Here is a 13928-nt window from a genome sequence, read left to right as displayed (position 1 = left end):
TTATTGTTACTCAAATCTAATCATACTAATTCAACTTAAACAAGCTAAACTCTTCAAATAAAAAAGGTTGATTAAGTTGGATTGGGTTGAATAAGTTGATTGTGTTAATTCGCTCAAAAGAATATGCTATTTCACGTGCAACCAACAATGTCCGTTAAATAAAAATTTGGTTGATAAAGCTGGATTTCCCCAACCTAATCAACCCAATCTAACTTATTCAACTCAATCAACTAACTCATCAGTCAATCAAATTAACACTGCGGGTAACAAACTCTGTCAGTTCCGCGCCGGTTAACAATCCTTGTGAAAGTAAAGCAAGATCAAAAGCTTGTTTTGAAAGCTGGGTTTGTAACTCTTCGTTTTCCTCGTTGGCAATCCGGCTGATCAGTTTATGATTACCATTGACGATCACTTTATAATTATCGGGCATGCTGCCATAAAAGCTCATGCCGCCACCCATTGCTGCCATTTCCTTCATCCTGCGCATAAATTCGTCCATCGTTACGGTTACCGGCATTTCCTCTGGGTTTAAGCTTTCCAGCTGTACCTTATATGCAGCTCTGTTGATCGCCTTTTCAAATACAGCTTTCACTTTGGTTGATTGCTCCTCAGTCAGGATATGCTCGGGTGCATCTTCTTTTGCGATCAGTTTATCAGCAACATCGGCATCCACCCTTTTAAAGGAAGTATTTTCCAGCTTATGCTCTATATGGCCGATAAAGTGATTGTCGATAGGGGAATTCATCAGCAATACATCATAGCCCTTTTTATTTGCTGATTGTATAAATGCATCCTGTTTGTCAGGATCATTAGTATAAATGTAAACAAGTTTGCCGTCTTTATCAGTTTGCTCAGGGGCCACTTTTTCCTTATATTCTGCAAGGGTAAAATTTTCCTTTTTTGTATTGGTCAGCAAAACAAAATTTTCGGCCTTATCATAAAATTTGTCGTCGCTGATGGCGCCATATTTAACAAACAGGCCTATATCGCTCCATTTATCTTCAAAAGCCTTGCGATCATTTTTAAACAAGTCTGCCAATTTTTCAGCTACTTTTTTAGTGATATAGCTGTTGATCTTCTTTACATTGCTGTCGGCCTGTAAAAAGCTCCGCGATACGTTTAGCGGGATATCCGGCGAGTCGATCACCCCATGCAGTAACATCAAAAATTCAGGAACAATGTCTTTTACTTCGTCTGTGATAAACACCTGGCGCGAATAAAGCTTGATTTTATTGCGCTGCATTTCGAAATCATTCTTCAATTTCGGGAAATACAGTACGCCGGTAAGGTTAAACGGATAATCCACATTCAGGTGGATCCAGAACAGCGGATCTTCTGAGAATGGATAAAGCTGCTTATAAAAATTCAGGTAATCCTCGTCTTTTAACTCAGCAGGTGCTTTAGTCCAGATCGGGTTGGTATCGTTGATGATGTTATCAGTTTCAACCGACTTGTACTTGGTTTTGGCTTCTTCATCCACGCCGTCTTCTTCTTGCTGGGTGTTTGTGCCGAATTTGATAGGCACCGGCAAAAATTTACAGTATTTATCCAGGATCTCTTGCAGGCGATGTTTGCTTAAAAACTCTTCGCCATCTTTATTGATGTGGAGGGTGATTTCCGTACCGCGTTCAGCCAGGCTGCCTTCGGTAATTTCAAATTCGGTACTGCCATCGCATGTCCAATGGGCAGGTGTTGCGCCCTCCTGGTACGACAAAGTTTCAATCTCTACCTGGTCGGCAACCATAAACGCAGAGTAAAAACCTAAGCCAAAACGGCCGATGATTTCATTGGCATCCTTGGAGTCTTTAAACTTTTCAACAAACTCGGCAGCGCCTGAAAAAGCGATCTGGTTGATGTATTTTTTGATCTCTTCAGCTGTCATTCCCAAACCATTGTCGGATATGGTAATGGTTTTTTTGTCCTCATCAAACGCTACTTCAACACGCAGGTCGCCCAATTCGCCGGTGTACTGGCCCGAAAGCGCAAGGCGTTTGATCTTTTGTGTCGCATCAACAGCATTGGATACCAGCTCACGCAAAAATATCTCGTGATCCGAGTACAGGAATTTTTTGATGATCGGGAAAATGTTTTCGGTATGTATCGAAATCGTGCCTTTTTCTTGCATAATCTATATAATTATTAGTTTATTGTTTTTGTGATAACCCCATCTATCAATGGGCGTTCCAAAAGGCATTAGGTTGACAAATTGGCAGGGGATAGGGTTAGAAATGTTGTAATTGTAATAATGTTTGAAAAGGAGTTAATCAAACTTTACAACTTGCTTAAAAGCCCCGTAAATGCATTTTTTAGTCTCTCCGCTGTCTCCACATCTGTTATATTCCCGTCCCCATCCATTTTCGACCTGATAAAAGAGATCAGCACCGTAGCGTCTTCCAATAAATTTGCCGATAAAGCCCCCAATATCAGCAGCAGGGCCGCATGGGCATTTTGCCCGCCTGTTGAAGCGGTGATCAAGGCCAAGGGTTTACCCACCAGCGAACCGCTTGACACCGTCCAGTCCAAAGCGTTTTTTAGCGAGCCGGGCACACCATAAGCGTATTCGGGCGTACAGATGATAATGCCATCAGCTTCAGTTAATAATTGGCGGAGAGCGGTTACTGTTTCCGGCGGATCGTCATTATCCAAACCGGGGTCGAAGTGGGGTAATTGGCTTAGCCCATCGTAAATAACGTATTCGTTATATTCCGGAGCCATTTGGCCTATAAAACGCAGAATTGCATGGTTGGACGAGCCGCCCCGAAGGCTGCCCGAAATAGCGAGAATTTTTTTGGTGGGCGTCAATGTGAACTATAAAATACAATTTTACAGTTTATAAACTTCGAAAAGCAGCCCAATCGGAAAAATGATCAAATACTGACGGTTCTTTTGGAACCCCGGATCACTTTTAGTTTAGAAGATATAAGTACCTGCTTTTTTAATTTAAACGCTTATCTTTTATCATCGAAATGCTTGTCCTGATGATAAAAAATACCGGAGCTGTCATGGCTAGTATCCCGATGATGTTAAGTATGTTCATTTTTTTATTTTTTATTAGCATTATTGCTCATCGGAGATTGCAATAACTGTTCCACTTCATCAAATCCGATATTTAATGCAACTTCTGCCGGCCAAAAACTTTGATAGAAAGCCACAAATAAATTAAAAAAGGCCTTATGAGGCTAAAAAAGGCTATTTTACCTTTTTATCATAACGGGTTAACAGCATTTGGTAAGATCTATCATTTTTCCTGAATATGGAATGCCGATCCAAAAAATACACAACATGGGGTGGGGTTGGGTAAGGGAGCTGATTGTAAACTATACTGATGTTTGAATTATAACAGATTATTTATCATAAGCGTGGTGCAGGATATGGTCCAGTTTTTGCAAAATAAACAATTAGGTTTTTAATCCTATAATCCTCTCGTCCTAAAAATCCCAGTTCAGCCAATTCACCCACCAACCTGGGCAAACGACAAGATGAACGCGGCTCCCATGCCCTCTGTTGATTGCACCTGGATATTGCCTTTGTGAAGCAGCATGATCTGTTTGCACAGGCTGAGCCCGATGCCGCTGCCGTTTTTCCGGGTGCTGAAGAAGGGGATAAATATTTTGTCGAGCAATTCTGGCGGCATACCCATGCCGTTATCGGCTATTTTTACCAGGGTTTTGTTATTGCTGGTAATTTCGGCAGACAGGGTAATGCGCGGGTTTTCGCGCTCTTTAACGGCCTCCACGGCGTTTACCAGCAGGTTGATCATCACCTGTTCTAATAAATTATGGTCGGCTTCAATAGCCAGGGTAGGGTCACGCAGGATGATCTCCAGTTCGATGTGTTTTTTTTCAAGCGACGGCCGCATCAGGCTGTTCAGGTTCTCAAACAGGTTGCGCACCAATATTTTGGTCAGGTCAAGCTTGGTGATCTTATTCAGGCTGCGGTAACTTTCGGTAAATTTAAGCAGGCCCTCGCTGCGGCGTTTAATGGTATCAATGCCCAGCTCAAGGTCCTCCAGTTCGCTGCTTACCGGGCTGTTCTTAATTTCGGGGCTTTGTAGGCGGTTTTTCATCATATCGGCCAGCGAAGATATCGGCGCTACTGAGTTCATGATCTCGTGTGTCATCACGCTCAGTAGCTTTTGCCAGGCTTTTGATTCCGTTTCATCCAGTGCTTCGCTCACATTCTGGAATGCGATCAGTTTATAAATTTTATCATCGCTGCGCAGCATACTCGCCGTCACCAGTATTTTTACCAGTTGCTGGTTGCGGGTAATGGTGATGATTTTAGCATCGCCGTTTTTTAGCTTGACGAGCTCGGCATATAAAGCAGGTTCACGTTTTTCAAGCGAGTGGATAGTTTTAAGATAAGGGACACCCAGCAGGTTTTTAAAAGCCTCGTTGATCCAGCCTGTCTCGCCGGTTTCCTGTTCGTACGATAAGATGCCTGTATCCACCAGCTCCAGAATTTTTTGGAGGTAATGGTATTGGGTTTCGCGCTCGCGGCTGATGAGTTTAAACGTGGTATTAATCTCGTTAAAGCCTTTGCGCAATGGTTTTAACTCGTTTGGAGCCTTGCGCACATCAAAATGCCTCGAAAAATCGCGGTAATGGATAGATTCAACAAACTGGCTAACTTCGTCCTGTGCTTTTTTTTGAAAGCGGATCAGGTCTATCACTTCATAAACTACCAGCGGGAGGGTGATCACTAAAAAGATATAAAAGCCGGAGCCCTTTTCCACCAGCACCGAAGTTATGGTGAGCGTAATAAACATAATGATTACCCGCAGCACCAGCCGCCATTCATATCGCTTAAATATCATATTTGCTCAGTCTGCGGTAAAGTGCTGTACGGGTTAAACCAAGTTCTTTGGCAGCCCGGGTAATATTGCCATTATGCTTATCAATCACCCTTAAAATAGCATTTTTTTCCATTATGCTTAGTGGAATGTTATCGTCATCAACTACCACATCCGGCTGCGTTTCCAGTATCGAGAAGATCAGGTCGTCCGGCCGTAGGATATGGTCGTCCGCCATAATTACCGCCCGCTCTATAGTATATTGCAGTTCCCTTACGTTGCCGGGGTAATTATAGCCCTTTAGCTTTATCAGCGCAGCGGCGTCAAAATCAACCGAGGGCTTCAGGTATTTGCTTGCATAAACTTTAGCAAAGTGACGTGCCAATATCACTATATCCTCGTTGCGTTTGCGCAAAGGCGGCATATTGATCTCAACTGTATTGATCCGGTAGATTAAATCCTTCCTGAAACGGTTTTCGTTTGCCAGTTCATACAAAGGCAGGTTGGTAGCGCATATCAATCGGATATCAATATCAACCGCTTTATTGGTGCCGAGGCGGGTTACCTGCCGGTTTTGCAGCACCGTTAATAATTTGGCCTGTTGTTGCAGTGATATATTGCCTATTTCATCCAAAAACAAGGTTCCGCCCTCAGCGTCTTCAAACCGACCGGTCCGGTCCTCGCGGGCATCGGTATATGCCCCTTTTTTATGGCCGAACAATTCGCTTTCAAATAATGAATCCGTAAGAGCGCCCACATCTACCTTTACAAAAGGTTTATCGGCGCGCAACGAGCGTTCGTGGATGGCTTTGGCTATAAGATCCTTGCCTGTCCCGTTTTCGCCCAGTATCAAAATGTTGGCATCGGTTGGGGCTATTTTGTTTACCTTAAAAAAAATATCCTGCATTACATCCGATTCACCCAAAATCGATGTCTGACTTCCGCTCTTTGAGGTGGTTTTTAAAGGTTTAGTACCTTCTTTTTTATCCAGCAACTCTTTTATTGTATCAATCAGTTTTTCATTGTGCCAGGGTTTTACGATAAAGTCATTGGCGCCTTCTTTTAAGCTGCGTACGGCCAGGTCAATATCGCCATACGCGGTGATCATAATCACGCAAACATTCGGTTTCCATTCTTTAACTTTCCGCAGCCAGTACAAACCTTCGTTGCCGGTATTGATGGCGCTGTTAAAGTTCATATCGAGCAATACAAGGTCAACCTGGTTACGCTGCAGCAGCCAGTTTAAATTTTCGGGATTTTTTTCAGTAATCACCTCGCCGGCTTCCGTTTTCAGCAATAGCTTAACTGCGGTAAGCACATCCGGGTCATCGTCAACAATTAAAACAGTAGCTTTTTTTAATATCATCTTTTAGTTCATCGTTCATGGTTCATGGTTCATGGTTCACAGCTAAGTTGTTCTCGCAGGATACAACTTTCTTCATTAATCATGATCTATTCTACAAATATTCAATATTTTTAATTAATTGTTGATGGCGTCGGTCTTTCGTTTAAAATAGATAAATTACACGCAATCAACTACCGGTATAAACTCAATTATTATGCTAACAATCCGCAAATTATGATATTTATTTGCAAATCGCTAAATACCAACTATGAACTATGAACAATGAACAATCAAACAATAAAGAATGCCGCGACAAATCATTGTATCATAACCGTACACTTGCTGTAACAGAAGCGTACGCTTCGATCTTATAAATTAGCTTTAATTAGTTGAAAAACAGCTAATTAATTTGTGGCATATCTTTTTATAACCATTCATCAAAATACAACATAATACAGTGGACAGAAAAATTGAAAAAAAGACCTGGAGTACCAAACGAATTCTGATGATTACCGGAATAGCCGCCGGTGTTATACTGCTTACCTGGATGATTTTAACAACTGTAGGGGGCAAAAGTAAACTCGACGTAGATACTGACAGGCTAACTATCAGCGAAATAAAAAGAGGGCCGTTCCAGGAGTTTATCCCGATCAACGGAACCGTGTTACCGCTTACTACCATTTACCTTGATGCTTCAGACGGTGGCCGTGTGGAAGAAAAATATGTTGAAGACGGTGCGATCCTGAAAAAGGGGCAACCCATTTTAAGATTATCTGATCCCGACCTGGAACTTCAATTGGCCGGCCAGCAAACCAATGTAACCGGCCAGCAGATCCAGATGCAGATAGCGCAAAACCAGGCGCAGCAAAATACCATCACCAAACTGCAAAATATGGCCGATGTGGAAAGTTCATTTAAAGAGGCAGAAAGATTATATAAACTTGATAAAGAACTTTATGCGAAGAGAGCCATTGGCTTTCAGGATTACCAGATCGCCAAAAATGCTTATGATTATCAAACCGAAAAAAGAAGGCTGACAAAGCAGATATTAAGCCAGGATACAATGCTGGTAAAACAATCGGTCTCGCAGGCGAAACAGCAGATTGCCCAAATGAAGCAGGCATTAACTGTTATGCAGGAGAAAGTTGCCGACCTAACCGTAAGGGCGCCGGTTGATGGCCAATTAACCTCCCTGGATGCCGAAGTAGGACAAAGTAAAACAAAAGGGGAACATCTGGCGCAAGTCGACGTCTTATCCGGGTTTAAGGTGCAGGCGCAGGTTGAAGAACATTATTTATCAAGGGTTATTCCCGGATTGACGGCCTATTACATTGATAATGATAACAAAAACTTTAAGCTGGTTGTTAAAAAAGTATATACACAGGTTGTTAACGGGCAATTTAACGTGGATATGTTGTTTGTTGGCCCCGTACCGAAAGGGATCAGGAAGGGACAGACCTTACAGATCAGGCTTGTATTTAGCGACCCTGTTCCGGCACTTTTGTTACCAAAAGGTGGTTTCTTCCAGCAAACCGGCGGAAACTGGATATTTAAACTGTCGGCAGATGGCAAAACTGCTTATAAGGTTGATATCCAGATAAACAGGCAAAGCCCTGACTATTATGAATTGACCTCGGGTTTAAAAGAGGGTGATAAAGTGATCACCTCAAGTTACGAGACCTATGGTACTAACGAAGTGCTGGTATTGAAGAAATAGCGGATTAGTGATTGGAGATTTGGAAAGAAAAGTTTTAGAAAATAAGTAAAGAATAATTAATTAAAAAACTATAAATAAAATTCTTCACTCAAAAAAAGGAGGTAAGGATTATGGAGGCACCAATGATAAAAATTACAGATCTTGAGAAATTTTACCGTACAGAAGAGGTAGAAACGATTGCCTTAAACAAGCTGTCGATCGAAGTAAAAACCGGTGAGTTTGTCGCCATCATGGGCCCGTCGGGCTGCGGCAAATCAACGCTGCTTAATATATTGGGCATGCTTGACGACCCGGATGAGGGCAGCTATATTTTCAATGGCGTAGAAGTGGCCCATTTTACCGAGCGTAAACGCGCTGATTTGCGTAAGCACAACATCGGTTTTGTGTTTCAAAGTTTTAACCTCATTGATGAGCTTACCGTTTTTGAAAACGTAGAGTTACCGTTGATCTACACCGGCGTTCCATCAGCAGAGAGGGTAAAAAGGGTAGAGGAAGTGTTGGATAAAATGCAAATCATGCACCGCCGTAACCACTACCCGCAGCAATTATCGGGTGGGCAGCAGCAGCGCGTGGCTATTGCCAGGGCGGTTGTAAACAAACCCAAACTGATACTTGCGGATGAGCCCACCGGTAATTTGGATAGCAGCAACGGTAACGATGTGATGGAATTGCTTACTGATTTAAACGAACAGGGCACTACCATTATCATGGTTACCCACTCTGAACACGACGCCCGTTACAGCCACCGAATTATCCGCCTGCTCGACGGACAAACCGTTGTTGAGAATATTATGATTTAAGTCCTAAGCCTAAAGTCCTATGTCTTTAGTCAAATTCGATTTCAGACTTAAGACTTAAGACTCAGGACTACCGACTTCAATAAAATTTTATATAAGTTAATAAGTGCCTCCGCTAATCTCCTCCATTTTGGAGGGGTTGGCTTGCGTGTTGCCTTTATTTTGAGGTAAAACGTTAAAGCTGAAATGTAAAAGTTGCCTAAGTGAAGTGTGCTTAATGTCTTGTTTTATCAATGACTAATGCCGCGAAGCAGATGGCCAATGACCAATTAAAATGATAAAAAACTATATTAAAACAGCGTTCCGCAGCCTGATGAAAAATAAGGGTTTTACCTTTATTAATGTATTGGGCCTTGCCCTTGGGCTGGCAACTTGCCTGCTTATTGTTTTTTATGTATTTGACGAATTAAGTTATGACAGGTACAACACAAAGGCCAACCGTATTTACCGGTTGAATAATGATATCAAATTTGGGGGCCTTGAAAACGCATATGCCGTAACCCCGGCCCCTGCAGCTGCCGCATTAAGGGCCGACTTCCCTGAAATTGAACAGGTAGCCCGTTTTAGGAACCGTGGTGGCAACCAGGTAAAAAAGGGTACACAGGACATCCAGGAAGACCGGATGGTTTATGCCGATAATAACATATTCGACGTATTTACCCTGCCGATGATAGCAGGTGACCCGGCGCGTGCGCTGGTTGATCCGCATACTATGGTGATCACTGAAGATATAGCTAAAAAATATTTTGGCCATGTTAACGCGGTTGGGCAGGTGTTAACGGTTAATGATTCGGTTCAGTTTAAAGTAACCGGTATAATTAAAAACATACCTAAACAATCCCATTTCCATTTCGACTTCTACATGTCGATGTCAACTCTTCCTGAAAGTAAAACAACTACGTGGTTCAGCAATAATTTCAGCACGTATATCCTTTTTAAACCCGGAGTTGATCCAAAAAACTTCGCTGCGAAACTTCCTCATTTTATGGTTAGGCATGCAGGATCGCAATTGCAGGCCATTTTGCATATGGACTTTAAAACACTCGAAAAAAACGGCAGCTATTTCAGGCTTAGCATTATTCCGCTCACAAAAATTCATTTACAATCCTATTGTATCGACGAGATTGAAGCTAACGGGAACATTTCCTACGTATATATATATTCAGCAACAGCAATATTTATTTTGCTGATCGCCTGCGTAAACTTCATGAATCTTTCAACTGCCCGCTCGGCTAACCGCGCAAGGGAGGTTGGCGTTCGCAAAGTATTAGGTTCTCCGCGTTCCGCGCTTATCGCCCAGTTTTTAACAGAATCAATATTGGTAACCCTCGTCGGTGCTGTTATTGCGGTGGTGGGTGCCTGGTGCATGCTGGGTCTTTTTAATCAGATGTCGGGTAAAGATTTAACAGTAACCCCTGAGATCCTTGGCTGGCTGATCCCTGCTTTACTCATCATAATTGTGGTAGTTGGCTGTTTGGCCGGATCGTACCCGGCTTTGTTTTTATCAGGCTTTCAACCTATAAAAGTTTTAAAGGGAAAATTAGCAGGTGGTTTTAAGGGCAGCAGGCTGCGCAGCGTTCTGGTGGTAGTTCAATTTGCTATTTCGATATTTCTGATCGTTGGCACAATGGTCATCAGCAACCAGCTTAAATTCATTCAAAACAAAGATCTCGGTTATCATCGCGATCATGTGCTGGTGGTTCAAAATGTATGGGCTTTGGGCAAGTCAGCAAAAACATTTAAGGACGAAGTCAAACAGGTAGCAGGGGTTCAAAATGCTACGCTTTCAGATGCGCTCCCTACTGATGAAAACAGCAACAGCACTTCCTATTTTAAAGATCCGGTGATTGACCAGAAAAGGTCAGTTTTAACCTTTAATTGGAATATAGACGAAGACTTTATCCCGACCCTGGGTATAAAGATGGCAGCCGGTCGTAACTTTTCAAAAGATATGGCGACAGACTCAATGGGGGTAGTGATCAACGAGGCTTTTGCAAAACAACTTGGTTACGCCAACCCGATCAATCAGCCACTTTATACACCTGCCGATCAAATGGTTACCAAAACCGATCAATACCATATCATTGGGGTAGTAAAAGATTTTAATTTTAAATCATTACGAACTAACGTAACGCCGCTGGTTTTTCAATTGAACCCAAATATCGCTAATCTCAGCATTCGTATCAATTCTGGCGATATTCCATCTTTGATGGCAAAGATCAAGGATAAGTGGAAAGGCCTTTCGCCAAACCGCCTGTTTAGCTATACATTTTTAGACGCAAAGTTTGATGCGCTTTATCGTTCGGAGGAACGTATGGGCGCTATTTCTATTGCATTTACAACATTGGCTATCATCATTGCCTGCCTTGGTTTATTCGGTCTTGCCGCTTATGCAGCTGAACAGCGAACAAAAGAGATCGGGATTCGCAAAGTGCTAGGGGCAAATGTATCGGGCATCGTAAATATGCTTTCGAAGGATTTTATCAAACTGGTATTGATAGCGATTTTTATTGCTGTGCCATTTGCCTGGTGGGCGATGCACGGCTGGCTGCAGGGTTTTGCCTATAAGCAGAATATGCAATGGTGGGTTCCGGCGCTTGCAAGTTTTTCGGCCATATTGATCGCTTTTATCACCATAAGTTTTCAAGCTATAAAAGCAGCACTTACAAATCCGGTAACGAGTTTGAGGAGTGAGTAGTCTGAATTCTGTTTCAGTGACCAAAGTGACGCAAAGCAAATAACCCAATGACCAATTCACTAATTCAATAATGAGTCGTTATGATAAAAAACTATCTGAAAATAGCATTTCGAAACCTCTGGAGGCACAAAGGTTTTTCGTTGATAAACATTATCGGGCTTGCCGTAGGTATGACTGCTTGTTTCCTCATATTTATCTATGTAAATTTTGAACTGAGCTATGATAAGTTCAACCGGAATTTCAACCATATATTTCGGCTCAATACCGATATCCGATCGCCGAACGAAGTATTACATTGGAGTAGTGCTTCCGCACCGATGGGGCCCGCGCTGAAGGCTGATTACCCTGATGAGGTAAAGGAGTATGCCCGCGTGTTCGGTGGTAGTTTCCTGGTGCAAAACGGGAACCGTAAATTCCAGGAGAATAATATCAACTTTACCGATCCGTCTATTTTTAAAATATTTACTTTCCCTTTCGTTCATGGTGATCCGGCCACTGCGCTATCCGAGCCGTTTCATATCGTGCTGACTGAAACAATGGCCAAAAAGTATTTTGCAAGTATTGACATTGTCGGGAAAACGCTCATGCTTGATGGTAAGCATCCGGTGCAGGTAAGTGGCGTCATTAAAGATGTTCCGATTAATTCACATTTCAGTTTTGACATGCTGATGTCGTCTTCGACAATGGAAAAGCTGAAATTGATCTATATGCCGGAGTGGGGAAATTTTAGCAATTATACCTTTTTGTTACTACCAAAGGTATATGACGGAGCGAAACTGGAGGCAAAACTCCCTGCCTTCCTTGCCCGGCACATTACCGAAGACCAACGTCGCAAGGGGTACAATTACACCCTTTTTGTGGAGCCATTGAAAGATGTTTATATGGACAATTTCAGGGGGGCGCCAGTAAACGGCAATAAAACCAAGTTTTATATAATTTACATTATCTCCGTTTTCATTCTGCTTATCGCGTGCATTAACTTCGTCAACCTAACTACTGCCCGAGCTTCCGAACGGGCAAAGGAGGTTGGTATCCGCAAAGTGATAGGCGCCTTTAAAAACCAGTTGACAATGCAATTTTTGGGCGAATCAGTTATCATAAGCCTGGTTTCGTTTGTGGTAGCTTTTTTATTATGCCTCTTGCTGCTGCCATTGTTCAATACCCTTGCAGGAAAGATCATCAGCGAAAGCATCTTCGAACATGGGTACATTTTTATTCTATTTGGTATTGCGGTGGCAATTGGCTTTCTCGCAGGTATTTATCCATCATTTGTATTAACCAGTTTCAGTATTACATCGGTGCTCAAGGGCCGTTTCAGCACTTCGGTAAAAGGAATATTATTACGCAGGGGGCTGGTAGTAGTACAGTTTACTATATCTATTGTATTGATTGTGGCCACGCTGATTGTTTACAACCAGCTGCGTTATATGCGCGGACAATCGCTTGGGTTTGATAAAGACCAGATGGTCGTTTTGGACTTCAATGGCGACTCTACGGTGCAAAGCCAGGAGCAGGTCATCAAAAATGAATTGCGGCAGGTACAGGGTGTTTTATCTGTGTCGGGCTCGTCAAACACGCCGGGTAACGGTACAAACGTCGGTTATTCTGAAGTGGAGAGCCGAGCCGGAAATTTAATGTCGATGAATATCAGTATGTACGATGTTGACTATGATTTTGTACAGCAATATGGCTTTCATATCGTGGCCGGCCGTACATTTTCAACATCATTTCCAACCGATTCCACCAGGGCCTTCATCGTGAATGAAACTGCTGTAAAGCAGCTTGGCTACGTTCATGCTGAAGACGCTATCGGCAAAAAGTTTAATCAATGGGGACGGATAGGGCAGATCATCGGCGTAGTGAAAGACTTTCATTTTGAATCCCTTGATCAACATATAAAACCATTTGATTTTCGCATCAACCCCCGTAACATCGGCGTATTTACCATTAAAATTAAAGGCGGAGGTATACCAAATACCATTGCAGCGTTGCAAAGCAAATGGAAATCCCTTGTTCCGCAAAGGCCGTTCAGCTATTCATTTCTGGATGACAACTTCAACAAACAATATTTAACCGAAGACAGGTTTGGCAAACTGTTTATGTATTTCGCCGTGCTTGCCATCATGATCTCATGCCTTGGTTTACTTGGGCTGGCTTCGTACAGCACATTACAGCGTACCCGGGAGATTGGGATTCGCAAGGTGCTTGGCGCGAGTGTGCCGGGTATTGTAAATATGCTTTCCAAAGAATTTTTACAACTGGTGGCAGTGGCGGCATTGATAGCCTTCCCAATAGCCGGGTATGGCATGCATAACTGGTTGAAGGATTTTGCCTACCGGATAAGTATCGGTTGGTGGGTGTTTGCAGTGGCTGGTATCCTTGCATTTTTCATCGCTATCGCCACCATCAGTTTCCAGGCCATAAGAGCGGCGATGGCGAATCCCGTTAGGAGTTTGAGGAGCGAGTAGGTTAGTGATTAGAGACTGAAGATTGGGAAGAAAATGACTTAATTACACGAAGCAAATGACAAATTCAATAAATCACTAATTCAATAATTAGTCCCATGATAAAAAACTATT

At 42.6% G+C, this 13928-nt stretch carries 8 protein-coding genes; 4 read left to right on the top strand and 4 right to left on the bottom strand.

What is annotated here, in order from left to right:
* Positions 1-238: 238 nt before the first annotated feature.
* The 4 genes from htpG to QZY09_RS15910 all read right to left on the bottom strand — a co-directional run bounded on the left by htpG (position 239) and on the right by QZY09_RS15910 (position 6158).
* Positions 239-2125, bottom strand: coding sequence for a molecular chaperone HtpG (gene htpG, locus QZY09_RS15925; RefSeq protein ID WP_295673963.1), 1887 nt, complete (start codon positions 2123-2125; stop codon positions 239-241).
* Between the two features lie 146 nt (positions 2126-2271).
* Positions 2272-2802, bottom strand: coding sequence for an NADPH-dependent FMN reductase (locus QZY09_RS15920; RefSeq protein WP_295673961.1), 531 nt, complete (start codon positions 2800-2802; stop codon positions 2272-2274).
* Positions 2803-3451: 649 nt separating this feature from the next.
* On the bottom strand, positions 3452-4816 hold the full coding sequence (locus tag QZY09_RS15915) for an ATP-binding protein (protein WP_295673960.1): 1365 nt from the start codon (positions 4814-4816) through the stop codon (positions 3452-3454).
* Positions 4806-6158, bottom strand: a complete 1353-nt coding sequence (locus QZY09_RS15910) for a sigma-54 dependent transcriptional regulator (protein WP_295673959.1) — start codon at positions 6156-6158, stop codon at positions 4806-4808. The genes QZY09_RS15915 and QZY09_RS15910 overlap by 11 nt, the downstream gene beginning before the upstream one ends.
* 436 nt (positions 6159-6594) lie before the next feature.
* Here QZY09_RS15910 and QZY09_RS15905 point away from each other — a divergent pair, with 436 nt between their 5' ends.
* From QZY09_RS15905 to QZY09_RS15890, 4 genes are all read left to right on the top strand, one after another.
* Positions 6595-7854: an HlyD family efflux transporter periplasmic adaptor subunit gene (locus QZY09_RS15905; RefSeq protein ID WP_295673957.1), complete on the top strand. Its 1260-nt coding sequence runs from the start codon at positions 6595-6597 to the stop codon at positions 7852-7854.
* A 122-nt stretch (positions 7855-7976) separates the two neighbouring features.
* Entirely contained in the window at positions 7977-8654 is a 678-nt protein-coding gene (locus tag QZY09_RS15900) for an ABC transporter ATP-binding protein (protein ID WP_295673956.1), read from the top strand.
* Positions 8655-8925: 271 nt separating this feature from the next.
* A complete protein-coding gene (locus tag QZY09_RS15895) occupies positions 8926-11349 on the top strand; it encodes an ABC transporter permease (RefSeq protein ID WP_295673954.1) in 2424 nt (807 codons plus the stop codon).
* Positions 11350-11429: 80 nt separating this feature from the next.
* Positions 11430-13817 carry an ABC transporter permease gene (locus tag QZY09_RS15890; RefSeq protein ID WP_295673953.1) on the top strand — a complete coding sequence of 796 codons (2388 nt, stop codon included), beginning with the start codon at positions 11430-11432 and terminating at the stop codon, positions 13815-13817.
* Positions 13818-13928 lie beyond the last annotated feature (111 nt).

Source organism: uncultured Mucilaginibacter sp. (genome assembly GCF_903913935.1).
Taxonomy (GTDB): Bacteria; Bacteroidota; Bacteroidia; order Sphingobacteriales; family Sphingobacteriaceae; genus Mucilaginibacter.
The sequence above is the reverse complement of the archived record's forward strand: the minus strand, read 5'-3'. Positions and strand labels throughout refer to the sequence as shown.

Coding starts and splice junctions, on each gene's coding strand:
- htpG (WP_295673963.1), bottom strand. CDS start 2,125: ATGCAAGAAAAAGGCACGATTTCGATACATACCGAAAACATTTTCCCG.
- QZY09_RS15915 (WP_295673960.1), bottom strand. CDS start 4,816: ATGATATTTAAGCGATATGAATGGCGGCTGGTGCTGCGGGTAATCATT.
- QZY09_RS15910 (WP_295673959.1), bottom strand. CDS start 6,158: ATGATATTAAAAAAAGCTACTGTTTTAATTGTTGACGATGACCCGGAT.
- QZY09_RS15900 (WP_295673956.1), top strand. CDS start 7,977: ATGATAAAAATTACAGATCTTGAGAAATTTTACCGTACAGAAGAGGTA.
- QZY09_RS15895 (WP_295673954.1), top strand. CDS start 8,926: ATGATAAAAAACTATATTAAAACAGCGTTCCGCAGCCTGATGAAAAAT.
- QZY09_RS15890 (WP_295673953.1), top strand. CDS start 11,430: ATGATAAAAAACTATCTGAAAATAGCATTTCGAAACCTCTGGAGGCAC.